Here is a 20810-nt window from a genome sequence, read left to right as displayed (position 1 = left end):
CTTTGAAAAAGACGAACTATCGGGCTTAATGTGAGTAATCCCGATATAGTGTTTGAAAGGATTTCCTAATGAAAGAACGGCTTGAAATTCCTACAAACACTTAATCGCAGGCAGTTCTTTTTTTGAACTGTTTAGGGTTTAATCCCGTTTTAATATTATTTGAGAGCGAATATTTTTTATCATAGGAAAACGTAAAAACTTAATGCAGATAAATTAAACTTTTACTAAAAAAACAGGTAAATAATCTAAATAAAAAAAATTTTGTAAACAGGAAACTATTTTAAGGTAATTAACTAACTTTATAACTTAAAAGCATTCTAAAATCATGAAACACAATTACATTTCAATTCTAAAACTAAAATCATTTTATGCAGTATGCTTTGCACTGCTAAATTTCAGTTTAATTAAGGGACAAATCACTCAGACTTTTAGTTATACAGGAGGTACCCAAATATTCACTGTTCCTTCATGCGTATCAACTATTTCGGTAGAAGTATGGGGAGCAGAAGGAGGTTATGGCTATTTTGGTGGAAGTGTACCAGCTGGTTTAGGAGGGAAAGGAGGATACGCTGCTGGGATAATAACTGTTACTCAGGGCTCTGTTTTGTATCTTAATGTAGGCGGCATGGGTGTAAATGGAGGTACTGGTGTGGGTGGAACAGGTGGTTTTAATGGTGGCGGATTAGGAGGTTCTTACTCAACTTTATATGGCGGAGGCGGAGGCGGAGGTGCTTCAGATATCCGAAATGGTGGTAATGCCCTTACTAACCGAGTTATTGTTGGCGGTGGTGGTGGCGGTGGAAGTTCTTATGTGGTAGCTACGGGCGGAGACGGCGGTGGCTTAACAGGAGGAAATGGTATGCAATATGGCGGTGTAGTATCAACTAAATCAGGATTAGGAGGCACACAGACTACTGGAGGTGTTGCTGGTACAGATACGCAAGCTGGTAGTGCGGTAGGTACGGCAGGAGCTTTAGGAATCGGCGGCAACTCAGGAGTAGCAGGTTGTTCTGGTGGTGGTGGTGGTGGATATTATGGTGGTGGTGGTGGAAGTGGTTGTAATGGCGGCGGCGGCGGCGGCGGATCTTCCTATCTTGGCGGGTTAACCAATACAACTACAATAAGTGGCGTAAGGAATGGAAACGGTCTTATTACATTTACTTATAATTTCAACGGAGCCGGTGTTATTGCAAGTGCAACCAGTTTATCTATTTGCACTGGTTCAACGCCGACATTAACAGCGTCAAATGTTTTGAGTTATACGTGGACACCTGGTGGTTCAAATGCAACTAGTATTACAGTGAGTCCAACATCAAATACTTCTTACACAGTTCGGGGAACAAATTCTTTAGGGTGTATCTCTACAGCTATTATGAATGTAACCGTGGACCCTGGTATTCCAGTACTTACAGTTGCCAACACAGCTAGTGCAAGCGGTGGTATTTGTCCTACGAAAACGGTAATACTTACTGCGAGTGGTGCTAGTGGTTACACTTGGACTGGCGGGTTAATTCCTGTAACAAATGGCGTGGTATTTTCTCCCACTTCAGCAGTAAGTTACACCGTAAGTGGCGTGAATGCTTGTGGAACAACAACGGCTGTGACTTCAGTTTCTGTTCATCCTTTTCCAACAGTTAATCCTGTTACCAGTACTTCTACATTATGTGCGGGTGGCAGTGTCACTTTAACTGCAACGGGTAATGCAACCAATTATGCATGGTCTGGCGGTACTGGCGGTATCACTAACGGTGTGGGGTTCACCCCCCCGTTAACGGCAACTTATACTGTTATTGGAACAAGTGCTTTAAGTTGTACAGCTTTTGCTACTATGCCGGTTACGGTTTATCCAACACCGATTAATGTACCTACCGCAAATCCCGGTTTAATTTGTATTGGGGGTTCTTCTACCCTTTCTGCAACGGGTGCTCTTTCTTACACTTGGTCAAGTACTACACAAACTGTAAATACAGCCAATTTTATTGTCACTCCAGTTTTGGGAACTACAACGTATACAATTACAAAAGCAAATTCTTCGTGTGTTAACACTCAAGTACTTTCACTGCAAACGAATCCTTTACCGACTGTTTTTGCAATTGTAACTCCTACTGTGGTTTGTGCACTAACACCTGCAACACTTGCAATTGGTGGTGCGCTAACTTATACGTGGACTGCTCCCGGACCTCCAACTTATACTTTTACAGGTTCTAGTCCTATTGTTAGTCCTGTTGTTCCTTCTATTTATTCAGTGTCTGCTTCTGATGGAACTTGTATTAGTACAACCACGGTGTTTTTAAATGCAAATCCAAATCCAACAATTACGGCTACAGCGAGCACACCTTCATTGTGTGAAGGTCAGACCGTTAATCTTAATGCAAGTGGTGGAATTAATTACACTTGGACAGCTACCGGTGGTGGTATTTTTAACGGAGCTAGTATTGCTGATACACCAACAACGGCTACTGCTTATAATGTAACAGGTGATAATTCTTTTGGTTGTACTTCTGGTGCTAGTCAGGTTGTTTTAGTATATCCAAAACCTAGCTTAACGGTAACATCAAATAAAGCCTTGATCTGTTCTGGCGGTGCTGCCACTTTAACGGCTCTTGGAGCTAGCACATACAGTTGGGATGCAAATGCCAACAATGTTTTAACTCAGGCAGCTGTTGTAAATCCAATTGCACTTACCTCGAGTGCTGTTATGTATACCGTTGAAGGAACAAACTCTAATACAGGTTGTAAAAACACCCAAACAGTATTGGTAAACGTTTTTGTTCCTACACTTACAATTAATGGTAGCACAAACACTTGTTCTGGCGGACTAATTAATCTAACCGCGGGTAACGGCGTTTTGGGTACATACAACTGGCATACAGGTAGCGGTACTCCAATTACCAATCAAATTCTGCAAATGCCGCTTACTGTAGCATCCGTATTCACTCTTACTGCCAATAGCAATTCTATTGGTTTAATTTGCCCTGCAACACAAACCATTGCTTTGGGTATTTATTACAATCCTACCATTACTGCCGTTCCTGCAAGAACACTTATTTGCACAAAAGAATCTGTTGGAATTACAGCGGCCGGAGCTACCAGTTACGCCTGGAACAATACCATGACAGGACCAACCATTACGGTATCTCCAACTGGCACTACTGCAAATTATACAGTAACAGGAACAGATGATAACGGTTGTAGCAGTACCGCAACTGTTCAAGTAAAAATATCAAACTGCTCTGGATTAAATGAATTAAGTAATTTGAACAGTGGAGTAAGCATTTATCCAAATCCGAATGATGGTAAGTTCACTATTCAAAGTAAGGTTGATTTAAAACTAAATTTAGTGAATGAATTAGGTCAATTCATCAGAATGATTGAACTATCTGCGGCTAATAAGCACGCAGTAAACATTACTGATTTAGCAAAAGGGATTTATTTTGTTAGTGGACAAATAGATGGGCTTCAGATTTACCAGAAAATTGTGGTGACGAAGTAAAGATTATAAAATATTATTAAAAATATAAGGCCTCGACTAGGAAACTGGTCGAGGCTTTCTGTTTATTACAAAAAAGGCTTAATTTATCAAAACACAAGTCATCTTTAATATTATTACGATGAAAATATAGCTTTGAAAATATTTTAACGTTTTGTTCCCTAGAATTTGTTTATTTTAGTTTGTGTATTATTAATCTAACAAAAGGAAACATGAAACAAATCTACTCACAAAAACATAAAGCAACTTTTTTAAGAAAATTCGCATTACTGACTATTTTGTTGGTAAGTTTTTCTTATTTAGGATTCGCCCAACAGAGCTACACTTTTACGAATTGTGGGGCCACTGGTAGTGTCGGACCAACCCAGACACAGGTTAACACAGCGTATTTGAGTACTAATCTAAACGGACTAGTTACTACCACGATTAGTGGAATGCAAACTTGGACAGTGCCGTTTACAGGAATATACAGAATAGAAGCAAGAGGTGCACAAGGTGGTATTAGTAGCTCAATCGGCGGTTCTAACGGAGCTTCCATGGCAGGAAATTTTAATTTAATTGCCGGTGAAGTTCTTCGGATATTAGTTGGTCAACAGGGTGATGATGGTGGAACAGGACCAGGTGGTGGTGGTGGTGGATCGTTTGTTGTGAGAACACCGTACACAACAACAACGTCTGCAATATTAGTTGCCGGAGGTGGAAGTGGGGCTGGAACTTATTTATCCGCTCCTGGCTTAACTACTACCGCAGGTGGAACTGGCGCTGTAGCCGGCGGGATAAATGGAAATGGTGGCTTGGGTGGCATCCGTGGCGCAGGTGGTGGCGGTTTTTTAACCGATGGAGACCCCTGTAGTGCTAGCACTCTCTATTCAAGTCCAGGTCAAGCTTTTGTAAATGGCGGAAGAGGTGGTCCTCTTACAAACAATACTACTTGTAATTTTACGGCTAATGGTGGGTTTGGCGGTGGCGGTAGCCATGGTGGTTATTGCATCAATAATGGTGGTGCTGGCGGTGGTTTTTCTGGCGGAGGTGGATCCTCCAATACAGTAGCCGGCGGTGGTGGCTCCATCAATAGTGGTATCAATCAGGTAAATGCATCTGGTGTAAATACTGGAAATGGAAAAGTAATAATAACCGAGTTATGTAATATTTCCCTATCAAGTTTAACCAGTAGTAGTATTAACGCGATTTGTAATGGTAATTCAGCTACCTTAACGACCAACGCTGTAAGTAATTATTCGTGGAGCACAGGCGCAAGCAGTTCTTCTGTTGTGGTTTCTCCAACAACTACAACTACTTATACTTTAGGCGCAACAAGTTCTTCTAACTGTACAGCCTTTTCTGCTATCACTATCACAGTAAACGGATCTCTTCCCGTGTTAACGGTTGCTAACACCGCAAGTGCAAGTGGAGGAATTTGTCCAACACAAACAGTTATGCTTACAGCAAATGGTGCTTTGGTTCACAATTGGGCTGGTGGATCAATTCCTGTTACCAACGGTGTTGTGTTTTCTCCCACTTCAGCAGTTAGTTATACTGTGAGTGGCGTGAATGGCTGTGGTACAACAACGGCTGTGACTTCAGTTTCAGTTCATCCTTTTCCAACGGTTAATCCTGCAACAAGCACTTCTACTTTATGTGCAGGTGGTAGTGTAACGCTTACAGCAACTGGTAACGCAACCAATTATGTTTGGTCTGGCGGTGCTGGCGGTATCACTAACGGTGTGGGTTTCACACCTCCGTTAACGGCAACTTATACCGTTATTGGAACAAGTGCTTTAAGTTGTACAGCTTTTGCTACTATGCCGGTTACGGTTTATCCAACGCCGGTTAATGTACCTACCGCAAATCCCGGTTTAGTTTGTATTGGGGGTTCTTCTACCCTTTCTGCAACAGGAGCTCTTTCTTACACCTGGTCGAGTGCCACACAAACGGTAAACACAGCCAATTTTATTGTGACTCCGGTTTTGGGAACTACAACATATACCATTACTAAAGCAAATTCTTCATGTGTTAATACACAAGTACTTTCACTGCAAACGAATCCTTTACCAACTGTTTTTGCGATTGTAACTCCTACCGTAGTTTGTGCACTAACACCTGCAACGCTTGCCATTGGTGGTGCTCTAACTTATACGTGGACGTCTCCAGGACCTCCAACTTATACCTTTACCGGTTCTAGTCCTATTGTTAGTCCTATTGCGCCTTCAGTTTATTCAGTGGCTGCTTCTGATGGAACTTGTATTAGTACAACCACTGTGTTTTTAAATGCAAATCCAAATCCAACAATTACGGCTACAGCGAGCACACCTTCATTGTGTGAAGGTCAAACCGTTAACCTTAATGCAAGTGGTGGAATTAATTACACTTGGACTGCTACCGGTGGTGGTATTTTTAACGGAGCTAGTATTGCTGATACACCAACAACGGCTACCGCTTATAATGTAACAGGTGATAATTCTTTTGGTTGTACTTCCGGTGCTAGTCAGGTTGTTTTAGTTTATGCAAAACCTAACTTAACGGTAACATCAAATAAAGCCTTGATCTGTTCTGGTGGTGGCGCCACTTTAACAGCTCTTGGAGCTAGCACATACAGTTGGGATGCAAATGCCAACAATGTTTTAACTCAGGCAGCTGTTGTAAATCCAATTGCACTTACTTCAAGTGCTATTATATATACCGTGGAAGGAACAAATTCCAGTACAGGTTGTAAAAACACTCAAACAGTTGCAGTAAGCGTATTTATTCCAACACTTACTATTAGTGGTAGCACAAACACTTGTTCTGGCGGACTAATTAATCTAAATGGAGGTAATGGCGTTTTGGGTACATACAACTGGCATACAGGTAGTGGGACTCCAATTACCAATCAAATTTTACAAATACCGCTTACTGTAGCATCTGTATTCACTCTTACTGCCAATAGCAATTCTGTTGGTTTAATTTGTCCTGCAACACAAACCATTGCTTTGGGTATTTATTACAATCCTACCATTACTGCTGTTCCTGCAAGAACGCTTATTTGTGTAAAAGAATCTGTTGAAATTACGGCAGCCGGAGGCTCAAGTTATGCTTGGGATAATACCATGACAGGGCCAACCATTACAGTATCTCCAACTGGTACCACTGCGAATTATACAGTAACAGGAACAGATGATAACGGTTGTAGTAGTACCGCAACGGTTCAAGTGAAAATATCAAACTGCTCTGGATTAAATGAATTAAGTAATTTGAACAGTGGAGTAAGCATTTATCCAAATCCTAACGATGGTAAGTTTACTATTCAAACGAGCGCCGATTTAAAATTGAGTTTAGTAAATGAACTCGGCCAATTAATCAGAGTTATTAATTTGTCGGCTAACAATAATTATGAAGTGAACATCAGTGATCTTGCAAAAGGAATTTATTTTGTTAGTGGACAAATAGATGGGCTTCAGATTTATCAAAAAATTGTGGTGACGAAATAAGTCGCTTAATCTAAATTAAAAAGGTGCTGATTCTAAATGAATCCGCACCTTTTTAATTTCTTACATTCATCGAGCATGAAAGTAATTTAATTCAATTGTTTTGGCACTTTATAAAGAACAGATCTTTTAAGCTATTTATATTTGGAATCTGCAACACTGTAGCTAAAAAATATGCCACTAGTCCATTCTCAATTTATAGTGATAAATCAACAAAACGAGACCCTATATCACAAAACGCAACATCTAATCTAATCACATTAAATAGCCTACTAATAGATTAGCTAGCGTCAAGCATCCTCTCAAAATTCGGCTTTGATCCTGTAGTGAAATGACTTAACATTTGCCACAGTCTTTCAACTTCCTTTTCAAGCATTAAATTTTTACTTTTTATTTCCAAATAAGCTTCTTCTTTCCAAAAGCTATTTTCTTCGACTTCATCTGAGTATATTTCTTTGTTCCCATTAGGTAGCATTTCGTTCTTTGCAAATAGAAGCCAGTCGGCCGTTGTGCCAAAAATTGTAGCCATTCTTTGAAGAGAACTTCGGTGTGGTTTAAGCGTTCTTCCATTTTCTAAATGAAAAATTGCGACGTGTGATAAACCACATTTACCTGCAAATTCCTTTACACTAAGATTGTAATGAGTTCTAAGCTCTTTTATGCGTTGTCCAATTGAGTTTTCCATGGGTTCTAGGAGTTTATATTTTTAATTGTTTTTAATTTGAAATTTAACCTTGTCTTTGTAACCAGTACACTTTATTTATACGTTTAGTTGGGTCAAATATTATACCAAAATTGCGATAATAGCTTAAGAATGATTGAAATGCCGTTTCAAATTAGTAAACGGTATTAAAAGTTCACCAAACTGGTTAAGTTTTAGGCTTAATTTGTATTATTGCATATCTAAACTTATGGTCTTGGCAGAAAAAAAACACTATCTGGCTTATTTTATATTCTTTTTAACAATAAAAGCGCTTGGTTTTAATGGGCCAATAAAATTTTCCGATGATTTTTATGCAGCTCAAAAGTATTTCTATAACCAGGCAAAACATAAATATTCTAAGTTGGGTCCCGAAAAATTTTACCCCGAAGTCCCGATAAAAGGGTCAGCTACTAGTGATGAGCTTAGGCGTATTGAACCTCTCACAGATTATTTTGAAGCGAGAAGGAAGTTTCTTTATGAAATTTCACAACATCCCGAGCAGATTTATCCTGAAATTTTTAACTTTTTAATCGGACATCCTGCCTTATCAATAAATGCCAGTAACAAAACAAAACTAGCCGCTATTGAGGTGTATTTTTCTCCTTTTTACTTTGTCTTTTCATCTGATAAACACTACAGTTTTAACCCCGATCTTAAACAAAATCCTTGCCCACTAATTATTTATTTAAAAGACGAGAAAAAAAATACGTTTTCGTTCAGCGTATATAACACATCTAAAACAAGCTTTGATTTAATAACGAGTGAAACGCCTAATCAAGGGTATCTAAATGTTTTAACCAAAAAACCTGTAGGACTAAAAGGCGGAGGCGGCAGTACAATTAAATTTAGTGTGGATACACAAAAACTAAAACTAGACTCCACCTTTAAAGTCTTTAACTTTGTTATGTACGATCCCACTCAACCTAAAGTAAAATTGATTGTACCGGTTGTGGTTTTACCCTCTAAGGATTTTTTGAATTTACCTGTTCAGATTTATGATTTTACTTTTTCTTACACAACATTTTTTAAGCACATAAGCCTTCAAAAAGAAAAAGCTAGCTGGCCAGAACCGTGCCCAAGCTCCGATTGTTCTAACAAAAAGATTTATTCAACTCGTAGCGCTGAGCGTTTGACTAGCAATTACAATTTTGGTGAGTTTTGCACCGTACAGTATTTCCTAACAACAACTTCTAGTCCGATTTACAATTTAAAAAACAATCAGTTTAAATTTTCATTTAACGAAACAGGCAATATTACAGGCGAAGAGAGGAACTGTTATGACGCAAAAGCCGGAATAGAGGTTCATTGTCCAAATGATGCGCCAAATAACGGTAAAGAGATATATGGTACTCGGAAAATTTCTTTTAAACTTTACCTTCCACCTGGAAAAGTTCATGAAATGAAAATAAAATTGAACTATACTGACCTTCCAAACCAAGCCTTTCTTAATTCAGAATTGAGCTGGTTGCAGGAAAAAAAGATTTTAGTAGTTATACTCGACCAAAATGAAAAGGAAGTCTTGAAAGAGTTCGTTAATAAAAATTCGGTTCTTTTAAACACAAAAAGTCTTGTTAGCGGAACATATACTGTTAATATATTCCCCACCACAGAAGATGGTAAGCATGTTCCTTCGTTTAACATACAACACCTTAATCATGGGGACAAAAGTCGTTTCGATTTTACTTTAAACGGGTATTTTAATATTAATTCTACACAAATACCAAGTAAATAAGCCTTTTTTTTAACAAATTAATTTTTAATTCCAAGAGTATTAAAAAACTTACAAATATAAATAACTATCTGATAATAAGTAATTTAAGGCCGTATCTCCCAAAATAAAACGGCCTCGTTTGAATATTATTTGCATATTTATTTGATTTTCATCATCTATTTTCGTTATATTTACTATGACATTAATAGTCAGTAATGAAGGGTTTTAGATACATAGTGCTAGTCATTTTCCTAAGTTTTTTTGGGACAAATGTCTCATTAGCCCGAGCCTTTTATCCTATTTTCACTGTAAATAAAGAAATAAAGGTAGATAAAACGAAAAAGCATGTTAAATTCTTACATTCTTCTTACGTTTCTAAAAAAATTACCGAACAGAAGAAACCCAAAAAATTAAAAGGTATCAATGTTACTGAACCTCATACTGAGGCGAAAATTACCAGGAGTTTTTATAAATGCGTCGAGTTTTCTTTATCCTTATCAAAAAATAATTACATCTTAAGAAGTTACTATTTCGATGGCCAAAGAGGACCACCCTCTTTGAATTCATAGAAATTAAGTAGTAATATACACCACCCTTTTCTCTTCAAGGTTTTCTTAAAGTCTCTTAAAAACCAAGTTTACTTAATTTCGTTTTTAACTCGTTAATTTTCTATTTTTTAACCTATGCGTTATTTGCGCATAATAAATAACATACACATTATGACTCCAATTATTAAAAGTAAAATCGAAGACAATTTAAATTATTTTCATTTTTATTCAGGAATGTCTGTAGATAATATTCCTGTGCAAGAAAAATCAGAACTGTTAAATAATGCAGCTTTAATCCGTTTAAAAAAGAAATCGATCCTTTATGCCGAAGGTGAAATTCCAAAAGGCGTTTACGTTATTAAGAGCGGGAAAGTTAAAGTGTCTCAACTAAATGTTAATGGTGCTGTTCAGATATTTTTTATTTATTCATCAGGAGATCTGTTTGGACACAGGCCTATTTTGTGTGACGGAAAACATCCTGTGACAGCCGTTGCTCTTGAAGATTCTGAATTACTCTTTATAGAAAAAGATCATTTTCAAAACGTTCTAAGAAATTCGAATCAACTTTCAACTATTTTTCTTCAGAGTGTGAGTCATGAGTTTACTGTGTTGGTAAACAGAATAAATATTTTTGCTCAAAGAAGTATTAAAGAAAGACTCGCTTATTTTTTACTTGTTTTAAACGATAAATATAAATTACCCGAACAATCAAACGAACAGGCCGAAATAAAAGTGAATCGTAGTGACCTTGCTAGTTGTACTGGTACCTCATTAGAAAATCTTGTAAGAACTCTGAGAGATTTTAAGGATCAAAATTTTATTCGCACCGACGGTAAGAGTATTTACATTACAGATTTTGAAGCCTTATATTCACTAACAAGAGTTTAGGTTGAGTACTTTACTTTACAAATAGAGTTTATTGCTTTTAATTATTTACCGTAACAACCCCGTCGCTGTTGGGTTTGCTAAGGACATGCATAACAAATCTGTTTGTTACGCGCTGCTCTACATGAAATTTGTAGGTTTGAGCATTGGTTAAATTAAATACCTTTCCGGTTAATTTATCTTCGATAAATACTTCATGGTTTTCAGGTATTTGTAACGATTCAAGCTTTTTAAAGATGAAAAGGCCAGTCGCATCAAAGTCAATAGATACTGAGTTAAGTGGAAGGGTTGACTGCGAGATGTTCGTAATCACAATTACCTTATTTTGATTTGTTTGTACTAGGTTAATCTTAGCATTCTTGTACTCATCAGACAAAATAAAGAACGTGCTAGATTGCGTTTGCTTTTTGGTTCTAGCGCTTATATTATTTGCGGTTTCTGCTTGACTTAATGCTAAGTATTGAAACCCGATTATACTTACAAGTGTGAATATGATTTTCATGATTATAGTTTTAGAGTGAATTAATAATTTAATACTATTCGGTTTAGTTAGAAGATACAGAGTACCTGTAGAGCATTTTATCAATATGTAGTATAAATCTTTCTGGTACTTTTCTATTTACATTAAAGCTATAATTGGAACTAGCCTTAAGGTCAAATAATTTTCCTGTTAGCATGTCTTCAATGTATACATCTTTGTCGTTGTATAGTTGTAATGACTCATCTTTAATAAAGGTAAAGGTACCTGTTGCTCCAAAATCGATGTCTACAACGGCAACCGATTGTGTTTGTGGAGGTATACTTGAGATTGTTATCTCACGACAGGTTATTTTAGACGATCCCCCGTACACCAGAGATGCTAAGTCCTCAGAATAATTTACAGAACAATTAGTGACTAGAGAATTATTATCTATAGTAACAATGTTTTGGCTAAAGGACATATACTGAAATCCGATGATGCCAATTAAAATGCTAATGATTTTCATGCTTTTAAGGTTTAAAAAATTAATAATTGCGTTTTATTCTGGTTCAAAATTAGTTCAGATGTCTAGCGTAATTTTTACCATCCTCACCTTCAAATTTCACATGTAAGATTTTTGATGTTTTTGCAAATCCATCCTTTCAGAACTAGAGAGCCGCATATTTGCAATACAGTAGCTCACAGTTCAATATTTTTGAACTGAAAATAATCTCCAAAAATTTGAAAGCACTCTAAAAAGAAGGAATATATTATGCTGTCAGGAAATTGAAATTCCTATTCTTAATTGGTAGGTGTGTGAAAAGGTTTTTTCACTCGAACATTTTTATTATGTCTTTAAAAAACGGGCGCTTATTTACTTGTTCTTGCATTGCCTTGAATCGAAGGTCTTTCAAGGTACTTACAGTAATTTTATCGTTTTCAGTTGAAGAGAGTCGCAGTAAAAGATCATCTACCAAACAACCAAAAGCACGTACTTCTATTTTTTCAATAAGTTCAGCGCTCTTACTTTCATTCTTGTAAAAAGAAGCAGCTCCAAAGTCACTTATAAAACATTCAACGCTTTCATTCATTAAAATGTTGTGAGCATATAAATCACCGTGTGATATACCGCGATCATGCAAGTGATTCGCTGCGGCTGCAATAGCTCTTGCGACTTCTAAAATTTGTGTTGCTGTAAAAACTGTCTCCACCTTAAAAGTATCGCGGCTGCATGTTTCAAAATCAGGAGGCATTCCAAGATTGGAAAAAGAGGCTGGAATTAAATCCATAATTAAACCTTTCTTTTTATTTGGATGATTTTTTATTTCCCCTAATAATTTTCCAAGATTCGGATGAATCCCAGCCGCAATTGATACAAGCATTTCATCCTCGGGAAAACCATCGCTCGTTACTTCACCTTTATATAGTTTAATTGCAACTTCTTTTTTTAAAGAACCAGTTCTCCATATAGCCTTATAAATATGGCCCGAAGCCCCTTCGCCTAACAACTCTTCCAGTTCAAATTCCATCCAGTCAATCTCACTTAGTTTATTTTCAATTTTTGGGATGTAACCAATAGGATTACCAGAAAAAGCCAACCAAGAAAGTTTCGGTAATTCGAATAACCAATTAGGGAGCTCGTTAAATTGATTTGCTGAAATTCTTAATAGTTCAAGGTTCTTACAATTAGCCATTTCTTTTGGCAGGTTCGTTAACTTATTACCTGCTAGGGCTACCTTCTGCAAAGGTAAGCAGTTACCAAGGGAAGCTGGAAGTTCTACTATTTGATTGTTCGTTAAAATTAACCAACGCGTTGTAATAGGTAAAGCGTTTTCGGGAACAATATTTATCCGATTAGATTTAAAGCCAATCATACTGAGTTGTTTACAATCTGATAAAACAGAGGGCAATTCCGTAAATAGGTTATCTGAAAAAAAAACAATTTTCAATTTATTTAAACGACCAAAATCTTTAGGTAATTCTCTCAATTGATTTCCAGAAAGGTCCAAAACTTCAAGTGTCTCTGACAGAGAAAATATTTCGCTAGGAAATTCTTTTAAACCGCAGTTCAGCTTTAAATGTTTACTACCTTTTAAATCACCGGAAATTAACTGTTGCAAAGTATGCATGACTCCTAAAAAGGGTGAATTTACAAAGAATTCAGAAATAGTTTTATCAAGTTTCAACATTAATAACATTTATACATCGAAATAATTCGATAAATTTGTATTATGACCGGGAAGTTAGATTTAAAGAAGATTGAAAGAATTTCGAAAGCTTTAGGAGATCCATTTCGCTTAAAAATGATGGACATGATTAAGAAGCAAAAAAAGGGTTGTCAGTGCACCGCCATTGTTGAAACATTGGACCTTGCGCAATCAACTATATCCCATCACATTAAACAATTAGTGGATGCAGATCTTTTAATTGCTGAAAAAGATGGCCGTAATGCAAGCTATCAAATAAATAAAGAAATTTTGGGCGCCTACATTAAATTTCTGGCTCAGTACGAAAGTTAAAAAAATCCAATTAATATATCGATATTCTTCAATATATCGATTAATTTCTTTTCTTTGTGAAGTAAAAACTGATTAAAGAAAAACTATGGAAAACTTAAAAAACAAAATCTGCAAAAGTTTACCCTATTTCTGTAATGCCGGAATGCAGGCTCCGAAAATGGCAGTTAAACCAGAACCAAGGCAAGAGGAATCAAACATCACTATTAAAAACACTTCCAAACAAGCTCCCTGGTCTGTTTTTGGTGACGTGTATTGGCTATAAACTCGCTCTCATAAATTTTTAATAAACACTAATTACTCTTAACCATGAACAAGCAAACAAACGCTGCAGAAGGAAATCACAGCGATCAAATTATAAAACAGATTGTTGCTATTTGGGCTTCAAGAAATAAAGCATTTAGCGATTTCTTTAACAAATATCCTAACGAAGAATATTTGAAATCAATAGCGCCAGGCAAGAACAGATCTGTTTACCTTCTAGGACACTTAATTGCAGTGAATGATGGGATGATTCCCCTGTTCGGACTTGGTGAAAGACTATTTCCGGAATTGGAAGACTTTGTAAGTAAACCAGATAATACTTTTGAAATAGAAGTTACCATGAATGAGTTAAAATCAAAATGGGAAAAACTAAATGTAACGCTAAGTGATTTTTTCAACAAGATGACTACTGCTGATTGGATGGATAGACATACTACTGTTTCTGTTGAGGAATTTTCAAAAGAACCGCATCGCAACAAATTAAATGTTTTGCTTGGAAGAACGAATCACCAAAGCTATCATCTGGGTCAGTTAAATTTTTTAGTTGCAAAAGAAGCTATTCACCATAACTAAAATAATTATGAATACTACACAAACTACTACTCCCAATAGTAATTTTATTAAATCATTAATTAAAATTGCGAATCCGGACTGGACTATAGAACGAATTGAAGCTGAAGCACAAAAGAAATTAGCTGAATTGGCTAATCCTACAAACGATGATAATTGTGAATTTTGTTCTAGTTAAAACTCCTTAGAATAAATTTATCTTATACTAAAAAAAGCTCGTAAAAATTACGAGCTTTTTTTAGTATAAAGGTTTTAAAATGAATACTTCATTAATCAGTATGCTTGTCAATTAATTTATGGTACTGCAAGTAAGATGTAATTAAGATAACAAAGATAATTAGCGGAAATATAGACTGTCCGCCAAACCCGTCAACAGCAGTATGACTGACACAGGCTGAGATCATGACAACTCCGAAACCAGCATAAGCCCATTCTTTAACGCGCCCTTTTACCATTGGAAGAATAAGCGCAAGAGCTCCTAGCACTTTAAATACGGTAAGTAATACCCTAAAATAATCAGGATAACCCAAATGCCGGATTCCCTCAACGGCTACTTCTGTATGAGAGGTAAGTGCTGGCGCCACTCCTTCAAAAAGAAAAATAATTACGGTGCTTGTCCAATAAATGATTTTTGTTGTTTTAATTGCTGTCATATTTTTAGTTTTTTGTTATAACAAAGTAAGCGTTTTGTCAGACCACATACAAATACTACTTGAGTCAATTTACATGGGCAATTGCGACAAATAAAGGTTATTCTTTAGTTCTAACAAACAGCATCTTATTAAAACTAAAAAAATAATTAATCATCAAAATTAAAACAATGGAAATTCTAAAATTTAAAACAACAATTAATTGCAGTGGCTGTCTGGCGAAAGTAACACCTTTTTTAAACGACGAAAACGCAATTGAAAAATGGGACGTAAATATTGATACGCCAGAAAAAACTCTTACGGTAGAAACAAATGAAGCAGATGGAGATAAAATAATTGAAGCGGTTAAAAAGGCTGGCTTTCAAATTGAAAAAATGAGTGGGCGTTAAAGCGGAATAAGATAATCGCTTTGCGACGCCGACACGGATAAAACCTAAGTAGAACACGTCAACCTTTTATAATAGAAAAGCAAGCCGTTATAAAACAACAGCCTGCCCTTTTATTATCTAATCAAACTTAAAGTGTTATAACAAGATATTTAGAAGCGCTCCAAAATTTTTCAGGATCACTAATGATTAATTTCTCTACTGTTCTTCCGTTTTTAACTAAAGAAAAAGAACCTGTTGGATGTGTCGTAACAACTTTAATTCCTTTGCTATTAATAGGAATCTCAGTTACTTGCGTATAATCAATCTGTGTAAACATTTTTATATCCAAGTTATTACTCAATTTTGATGTTTGACCAATTCCTAAAAATCCACCTTGATTATCAATTAAATTCCATTGCTGCAAATGAGCCGATGTTTCAACAATATAGTAAGCTGTGTGCAACTCTTCCGATTGATTTCTGATAGTTTGCGATTGCGCCATGTTTTGATAAAAAAGCGTATCAATGACAACCATTAACTGTTCTATTTTATTATCCTTTTCTTTCAGTTGCTCGTTCAACAATGTTAATTCGTTGTATTTAAGCGTTAACTTCTTATTTAAAATGACTATTGTTTTTTCTAATTCCGTATTCTTGTTATTAGAACTATTATACTTGCGATGTAAATCTTTTAATTTTTTAGTATTTGCATCCATTAGTTTATTAATAGCCCTGATTTCTGAATTGATGCGTTCTTTTTGATTCAACTGCACCTCGTTGGATTTACCAGAATTCATTGAAATCAATCTTTGTTTTGTAGTAACGGAATCTAAATTCATCTCGATCTCATTAAAAGACATAATAAGGTCGTTCATCGTAGCATCTCTTTCTTCTAAGGCATTCAGGAGAGAATCCTTTTTACCATCGTTGTTTTTATCATTCCCCGGGCCACTGCAACCGGTAAAAATTAAGGCAATAGTAATTGCTGTAAAAATGTATTTTTTCATAATGTTATATACTAATAGTTTGAAAGACAAAGGATGTGATAAGCTAAGGGTATTTTGTTACACAAGCTTTGAGAAAACTTACAGATTTCACAGAATTTAACCGATTTATTAAACAATAGATTTATTAAGCCTCTTTTGAAAATTTAGAACATAAAAAAAAGACTGAGTTTATCAGTCTTTAATTTGAATATATTTTTAAAGTATTTTACCTATTTTTTCGCTTCACAACATTTATCCTTCTTAGTATCTTTATGCATTTTATGCATCATTGATTTCATCATTCCTTTTTTGCAACAGCCCATATCCATCATCATGGCGCAGGTTGACGAATCAACATTACACATATCAATAGTTTTACCCATCATTTTTCTACACATAGATGTATCTGACTTGCATCTTTCCATCATTTTATCCATCATCATGCTGTGCATGGAAGTGTCGGACATCATCATTCCCATCATACCATCTTTACCACCCATCCTTTTATGCTTATTAGCATGCAGAGAATCCATTAACTGTGTTCTACATTCTTCATCGTTTAACAAAGCTGAAATAACTTTTGCACGCGATTCTGGATTTTGAACCATATTTTCAGCACTAGGATTGTTACACTGAGCAAATAAAATCATTACTACTGCCGAAACTAGAAGAACTGCGATTTTTTTCATTTTGTTTTGTATTATAAGGTTAAAAAATATTTCTTGGCGCAAAACTAGGGCTCTTTAAAAACACAACAGATGATAATTGTCATAATGTTGTATGATATGGACCCCTTTTACCTAAAATTGTGATAACAAGATAAACCGATCATTGAATTACGAATGTTAAATGCTTGTTTAAACTGATTTGGGATTGAAAATTGATGATGATAATAAATAATTGGGCCACAAATCCCGTTTTTACTTTAGGATTTAGAACAATACTTAAGTTAATTTGTTACCTTGGTATTAAAATCAACACACATGAGAGTAATTTACAGTTTCTTACTTAGTATTTGTTTAGGCATTACAGTTTTTGCTCAACAAACAGTTAAACTAAACATCAATCATAAACTTAATTCTCAGCCGTTTTTAACAACGCTTACGGCTACTAATAACCTTGGCAATACATTTAAAACGAATCGTTTGGAGTACTATATATCCAAAATCACTATCATTCATGATGGCGCCCAAACAACGAATGCTACAGGTGTTTATGCGCTTGTTAACGCTGCGAGCTTAACATCAATAGACCTCGGTTCGTATACTACGATTACGAACGTAGAAGGAATTACTTTTGGAATAGGTGTTAACACCCCTGAAAATAATCAAGATCCAGCTTTATGGCCTTCGACTCATCCTCTATCACCCAAAAATCCATCTATGCATTGGGGTTGGGCCTCTGGTTACTTTTTTATAGCTATGGGTGGCGGTGCAGGTGCTTCTACAAATAACCCATACGAATTGCATGCTTTGGGAAATATTAATTATCATACACAAACAGTAACAGTAAGCAGTACTTTAATAGGCGGAGAAAAAATCATAAGCCTTGATGCAAACTATGAAGAAGCTCTTAAAAACATTAATGTGAATAATGGCTTAGTATTGCATGGGGAAACAGATGAATGCGTTACTATTTGTAATAACTTCAGAGATTATGTATTTGCGGCGGCGCAAACTACTATGAACACCGTTGGCATTAAAGAAAATTCTGTTGCAAAAAACAACGTGGTACTTTATCCAAATCCAAACACAAACGGTGTCTTTCATTTTAATAGTTTTGAATCACTAAACACGACTACACATTTGAAAATTATAGATGTAAGCGGGCGAATCATTCTTGAAAAATCAGTTTCTGAACTTGGAAGAAATCAAATTGAATTAAAAAACAAAGGTGTTTATTTTGTTTCACTTCTAAATCAGAATGAGATTATAGTAACACAAAAAGTGATCGTTCTTTAAGATACAATGTTTATTAGAAAAAGAATCTTAAAAACCAGCCTTTCTTCACTTTTTTTGGTTCTTTTATTTACAACCTGCCACGTTGTAACACGCCTGTTTAGGAGTGAAAAATCAACTGTTGTAGTTCCTGAGTATTTCCCTGAGATACCCTACCCAGCAGACAATACATACAGTGCCGACAGGTGGAAATTGGGAAAACTATTATTTCATGATGTAAATCTTTCACGTGATAAAAGCATTAGTTGTAGCTCTTGTCACAAACAAGAGTTTGCATTTAGCGATACGGTTGCTTTAAGTACTGGTTTCGAAAACCGACCCGGAACCCGCAATGCCCCAACACTCGGCAATGTTGCCTACCACCCCTACTACATAAGAGATGGTGGCGTTGCTACACTTGAAATGCAAATTTTAGTTCCAGTACAAGAGCATAACGAGTTTAATTTTAATATTCTTGAAATTGCAGAACGCCTGCAAAAAAATAAATTATACACCGACCTCAGCAAAAAAGCATACAATCGGGAACTTGATTATTATGTAATTACGCGGGCATTGGCTAATTTTGAACGCAGTATGATTACCAGTAACAGTCGATATGACCGCTATTTTTATCAAGGTAAAAAGTATGCATTAAATGAGAGTGAAATACGGGGTATGAATTTATTTTTTAGCGAAAAACTAGCTTGCACAAAGTGCCATGTTGGAATTAATTTCACTAACTACTCTTTTGAGAATAATGGTATTTACGAAAAATACAAAGACATTGGGAGGAAACGTCTCACACAAAAGGAAGAAGATTTAGAAAAATTTAAAGTGCCAACATTACGAAATATTGCCCTCACGGCTCCTTACATGCATGATGGTTCATTTTCCAATTTAGAAAAAGTAATTGAACATTATAATTCTGGAGGAAAAACAAACCCAAGGAAAAATAATCTAATAAAACCACTTGATCTTTCAGCACAAGAAAAAGCGGATTTAATTCATTTTTTAAAAACGCTTACAGATGAAGAATTTATTAGGGATAAAAAATTCAAATAAAGAAAAGGATGAAGACTAAACTAACACTCGTTACCTTTCTTATTCTATTTGTTGCATTTAATAGTTGCAAAAAAGATCCTGAAGTGCCTAAACCTGAAGTTCTTAATCCTGATGAGCACGAACACGTTCACCACGATACAACGCCGTCTTCTATAACTACTGGTGCCTTTCCAATACCGAATCTTGCAAATGACAACAAACTAACGGTTGAAGGTGTGTTGCTTGGTAGAATGTTATTTTATGAAAAGTCTCTATCCCAAGATAACTCCATAAGCTGTTCCTCTTGTCATAATCAATCAAATGGCTTTAGTGATTCGGCAAAGTTTTCGCTTGGAGTTAATGGCTCGAGAGGAAAAAGGCAAGCAATGGCAGTTTTTAATATGGCTTGGAATAGTAACGGATTTTTTTGGGACGGAAGGGCGCGTTTATTAAGAGATCAATCACTTATGCCTATTCAAGATCCATTAGAGATGCATGAGACTTTACCTTCAGTAATTGCAAAATTACAAACCAAACATGTATACGAACATCAATTTATAAAAGCCTTTGGATCGGAGGAAATAACTTCTGAAAAAATCTCTTTGGCTTTGGAACAGTTTATGAATTCTATTGTATCTACCAACTCTAAATTTGACCAATCGCTTGCAGGAACATTTACTCTTACTGATAGCGAAGAAAGAGGTCGCAAGTTGTTTTTTGGAGAATACAACAAATATTTTCCAGAATCGTCAGGAGCGGAATGTTCTCATTGTCATGCCAACATAACTTTTGAAAACGATTTATATATGGATAACGGTTTAGACAGTGACGCATCTCTGACTGACATTGGCAGAGAAAAAGTAACCCAAAAAACTTCCGACAGAGGTAAATTTAAAGTGCCCAGTTTAAGAAACGTTGCCATTACTGCACCTTACATGCACGACGGCAGATTTAAAACTCTTGAAGAAGTGGTAGATCATTATAATACGGGACTTGTCGCTTCTTCGCACATAGATCCAGCACTTGAAAATACCAGAGGAACAGGGTTAATGTTAGATGCGCAAGAGAAGGCTGATTTGATAAATTTCTTAAAAACGCTCACTGACGAAACTTTTAGAACAAATCCGGCTTATGGGAATCCGTTTTAGTGAGCTTAGAATTCTAGTATTTTTAGATTTGCCTTTCTAACACCCAAACTTAAAACCGATTTTCGCTCGT

The 20810-nt window shown here is 35.9% G+C and carries 19 protein-coding genes; 12 read left to right on the top strand and 7 right to left on the bottom strand.

All coding sequences use genetic code 11. The features are described from left to right. Nucleotides 1-325 precede the first annotated feature (325 nt). Nucleotides 326-3493 (top strand): glycine-rich protein, encoded by a 3168-nt coding sequence (locus P2086_RS07915; protein WP_317899912.1) that lies wholly within the window; start codon nt 326-328, stop codon nt 3491-3493. A gap of 209 nt (nt 3494-3702) precedes the next feature. After that, nucleotides 3703-6957 (top strand): T9SS type A sorting domain-containing protein, encoded by a 3255-nt coding sequence (locus P2086_RS07910; RefSeq protein WP_317899911.1) that lies wholly within the window; start codon nt 3703-3705, stop codon nt 6955-6957. A 277-nt stretch (nt 6958-7234) separates the two neighbouring features. On the opposite strand, the gene P2086_RS07905 is transcribed toward P2086_RS07910, so the two are convergent. Continuing rightward, a complete protein-coding gene (locus P2086_RS07905; RefSeq protein WP_317899910.1) occupies nt 7235-7639 on the bottom strand; it encodes a helix-turn-helix domain-containing protein in 405 nt (134 codons plus the stop codon). Between the two features lie 232 nt (nt 7640-7871). On the opposite strand from P2086_RS07905, the gene P2086_RS07900 reads away from it, so the two are divergent. Further along, the gene (locus P2086_RS07900) at nt 7872-9389 is read left to right on the top strand and encodes a hypothetical protein (RefSeq protein WP_317899909.1); all 1518 of its coding nucleotides are present in this window, start codon (nt 7872-7874) and stop codon (nt 9387-9389) included. A 698-nt stretch (nt 9390-10087) separates the two neighbouring features. Beyond that, nucleotides 10088-10804: a Crp/Fnr family transcriptional regulator gene (locus P2086_RS07895; protein WP_317899908.1), complete on the top strand. Its 717-nt coding sequence runs from the start codon at nt 10088-10090 to the stop codon at nt 10802-10804. A 37-nt stretch (nt 10805-10841) separates the two neighbouring features. On the opposite strand, the gene P2086_RS07890 is transcribed toward P2086_RS07895, so the two are convergent. From P2086_RS07890 to P2086_RS07880, 3 genes are all read right to left on the bottom strand, one after another. Continuing rightward, complete coding sequence (locus P2086_RS07890) at nt 10842-11303, bottom strand: hypothetical protein (RefSeq protein ID WP_317899907.1); 462 nt, start codon at nt 11301-11303, stop codon at nt 10842-10844. Between the two features lie 43 nt (nt 11304-11346). Then, nucleotides 11347-11787, bottom strand: coding sequence for a hypothetical protein (locus P2086_RS07885; protein ID WP_317899906.1), 441 nt, complete (start codon nt 11785-11787; stop codon nt 11347-11349). Nucleotides 11788-12091: 304 nt separating this feature from the next. Then, nucleotides 12092-13450, bottom strand: a complete 1359-nt coding sequence (locus tag P2086_RS07880; RefSeq protein WP_317899905.1) for a leucine-rich repeat-containing protein kinase family protein — start codon at nt 13448-13450, stop codon at nt 12092-12094. Between the two features lie 42 nt (nt 13451-13492). On the opposite strand from P2086_RS07880, the gene P2086_RS07875 reads away from it, so the two are divergent. From P2086_RS07875 to P2086_RS07860, 4 genes are all read left to right on the top strand, one after another. Further along, on the top strand, nt 13493-13780 hold the full coding sequence (locus tag P2086_RS07875; protein ID WP_317899904.1) for an ArsR/SmtB family transcription factor: 288 nt from the start codon (nt 13493-13495) through the stop codon (nt 13778-13780). A gap of 85 nt (nt 13781-13865) precedes the next feature. Then, nucleotides 13866-14042: a hypothetical protein gene (locus P2086_RS07870; protein WP_317899903.1), complete on the top strand. Its 177-nt coding sequence runs from the start codon at nt 13866-13868 to the stop codon at nt 14040-14042. A gap of 44 nt (nt 14043-14086) precedes the next feature. Then, on the top strand, nt 14087-14614 hold the full coding sequence (locus P2086_RS07865; RefSeq protein WP_317899902.1) for a DinB family protein: 528 nt from the start codon (nt 14087-14089) through the stop codon (nt 14612-14614). Nucleotides 14615-14621: 7 nt separating this feature from the next. Next, on the top strand, nt 14622-14789 hold the full coding sequence (locus P2086_RS07860) for a hypothetical protein (protein ID WP_317899901.1): 168 nt from the start codon (nt 14622-14624) through the stop codon (nt 14787-14789). 91 nt (nt 14790-14880) lie between these two features. Here the strand turns inward: P2086_RS07860 and P2086_RS07855 are convergent, their stop codons facing one another. Then, nucleotides 14881-15264 (bottom strand): DoxX family protein, encoded by a 384-nt coding sequence (locus tag P2086_RS07855; protein ID WP_317899900.1) that lies wholly within the window; start codon nt 15262-15264, stop codon nt 14881-14883. A 167-nt stretch (nt 15265-15431) separates the two neighbouring features. Here P2086_RS07855 and P2086_RS07850 point away from each other — a divergent pair, with 167 nt between their 5' ends. Beyond that, nucleotides 15432-15650: a heavy-metal-associated domain-containing protein gene (locus P2086_RS07850; protein ID WP_317899899.1), complete on the top strand. Its 219-nt coding sequence runs from the start codon at nt 15432-15434 to the stop codon at nt 15648-15650. 127 nt (nt 15651-15777) lie between these two features. Here P2086_RS07850 and P2086_RS07845 read toward each other — a convergent pair whose 3' ends face one another. Both P2086_RS07845 and P2086_RS07840 read right to left on the bottom strand, forming a co-directional pair. Next, on the bottom strand, nt 15778-16635 hold the full coding sequence (locus P2086_RS07845) for a Cbp1 family collagen-binding glycoprotein adhesin (protein ID WP_317899898.1): 858 nt from the start codon (nt 16633-16635) through the stop codon (nt 15778-15780). Nucleotides 16636-16844: 209 nt separating this feature from the next. Beyond that, a complete protein-coding gene (locus tag P2086_RS07840) occupies nt 16845-17303 on the bottom strand; it encodes a hypothetical protein (protein ID WP_317899897.1) in 459 nt (152 codons plus the stop codon). A gap of 294 nt (nt 17304-17597) precedes the next feature. Between P2086_RS07840 and P2086_RS07835 the strand changes: the two genes are divergently transcribed. Genes P2086_RS07835 through P2086_RS07825 form a run of 3 tightly spaced genes read left to right on the top strand, consistent with a single transcriptional unit; the run spans nt 17598 to nt 20740 of the window. Further along, nucleotides 17598-18575, top strand: coding sequence for an MbnP family protein (locus P2086_RS07835; protein ID WP_317899896.1), 978 nt, complete (start codon nt 17598-17600; stop codon nt 18573-18575). 6 nt (nt 18576-18581) lie between these two features. Then, nucleotides 18582-19613 carry a cytochrome-c peroxidase gene (locus P2086_RS07830; RefSeq protein ID WP_317899895.1) on the top strand — a complete coding sequence of 344 codons (1032 nt, stop codon included), beginning with the start codon at nt 18582-18584 and terminating at the stop codon, nt 19611-19613. An 8-nt stretch (nt 19614-19621) separates the two neighbouring features. Next, nucleotides 19622-20740: a cytochrome-c peroxidase gene (locus tag P2086_RS07825; RefSeq protein WP_317899894.1), complete on the top strand. Its 1119-nt coding sequence runs from the start codon at nt 19622-19624 to the stop codon at nt 20738-20740. Nucleotides 20741-20810: the final 70 nt, after the last annotated feature.

The sequence above is a fragment of the Aurantibacillus circumpalustris genome, assembly GCF_029625215.1.
Taxonomy (GTDB): Bacteria; Bacteroidota; Bacteroidia; order B-17B0; family Aurantibacillaceae; genus Aurantibacillus; species Aurantibacillus circumpalustris.
Note: the sequence above shows the minus strand (reverse complement) of the source record. Positions and strands in the feature narration are given on the sequence as shown.

Excerpts from the sequence above, each read along its gene's own strand:
- P2086_RS07915 (WP_317899912.1), top strand. The coding sequence starts at position 326 with ATGAAACACAATTACATTTCAATTCTAAAACTAAAATCATTTTATGCA.
- P2086_RS07910 (WP_317899911.1), top strand. The coding sequence starts at position 3,703 with ATGAAACAAATCTACTCACAAAAACATAAAGCAACTTTTTTAAGAAAA.
- P2086_RS07905 (WP_317899910.1), bottom strand. The coding sequence starts at position 7,639 with ATGGAAAACTCAATTGGACAACGCATAAAAGAGCTTAGAACTCATTAC.
- P2086_RS07895 (WP_317899908.1), top strand. The coding sequence starts at position 10,088 with ATGACTCCAATTATTAAAAGTAAAATCGAAGACAATTTAAATTATTTT.
- P2086_RS07890 (WP_317899907.1), bottom strand. The coding sequence starts at position 11,303 with ATGAAAATCATATTCACACTTGTAAGTATAATCGGGTTTCAATACTTA.
- P2086_RS07885 (WP_317899906.1), bottom strand. The coding sequence starts at position 11,787 with ATGAAAATCATTAGCATTTTAATTGGCATCATCGGATTTCAGTATATG.
- P2086_RS07880 (WP_317899905.1), bottom strand. The coding sequence starts at position 13,450 with ATGTTGAAACTTGATAAAACTATTTCTGAATTCTTTGTAAATTCACCC.
- P2086_RS07875 (WP_317899904.1), top strand. The coding sequence starts at position 13,493 with ATGACCGGGAAGTTAGATTTAAAGAAGATTGAAAGAATTTCGAAAGCT.
- P2086_RS07870 (WP_317899903.1), top strand. The coding sequence starts at position 13,866 with ATGGAAAACTTAAAAAACAAAATCTGCAAAAGTTTACCCTATTTCTGT.
- P2086_RS07865 (WP_317899902.1), top strand. The coding sequence starts at position 14,087 with ATGAACAAGCAAACAAACGCTGCAGAAGGAAATCACAGCGATCAAATT.
- P2086_RS07860 (WP_317899901.1), top strand. The coding sequence starts at position 14,622 with ATGAATACTACACAAACTACTACTCCCAATAGTAATTTTATTAAATCA.
- P2086_RS07855 (WP_317899900.1), bottom strand. The coding sequence starts at position 15,264 with ATGACAGCAATTAAAACAACAAAAATCATTTATTGGACAAGCACCGTA.
- P2086_RS07850 (WP_317899899.1), top strand. The coding sequence starts at position 15,432 with ATGGAAATTCTAAAATTTAAAACAACAATTAATTGCAGTGGCTGTCTG.
- P2086_RS07845 (WP_317899898.1), bottom strand. The coding sequence starts at position 16,635 with ATGAAAAAATACATTTTTACAGCAATTACTATTGCCTTAATTTTTACC.
- P2086_RS07840 (WP_317899897.1), bottom strand. The coding sequence starts at position 17,303 with ATGAAAAAAATCGCAGTTCTTCTAGTTTCGGCAGTAGTAATGATTTTA.
- P2086_RS07835 (WP_317899896.1), top strand. The coding sequence starts at position 17,598 with ATGAGAGTAATTTACAGTTTCTTACTTAGTATTTGTTTAGGCATTACA.
- P2086_RS07830 (WP_317899895.1), top strand. The coding sequence starts at position 18,582 with ATGTTTATTAGAAAAAGAATCTTAAAAACCAGCCTTTCTTCACTTTTT.
- P2086_RS07825 (WP_317899894.1), top strand. The coding sequence starts at position 19,622 with ATGAAGACTAAACTAACACTCGTTACCTTTCTTATTCTATTTGTTGCA.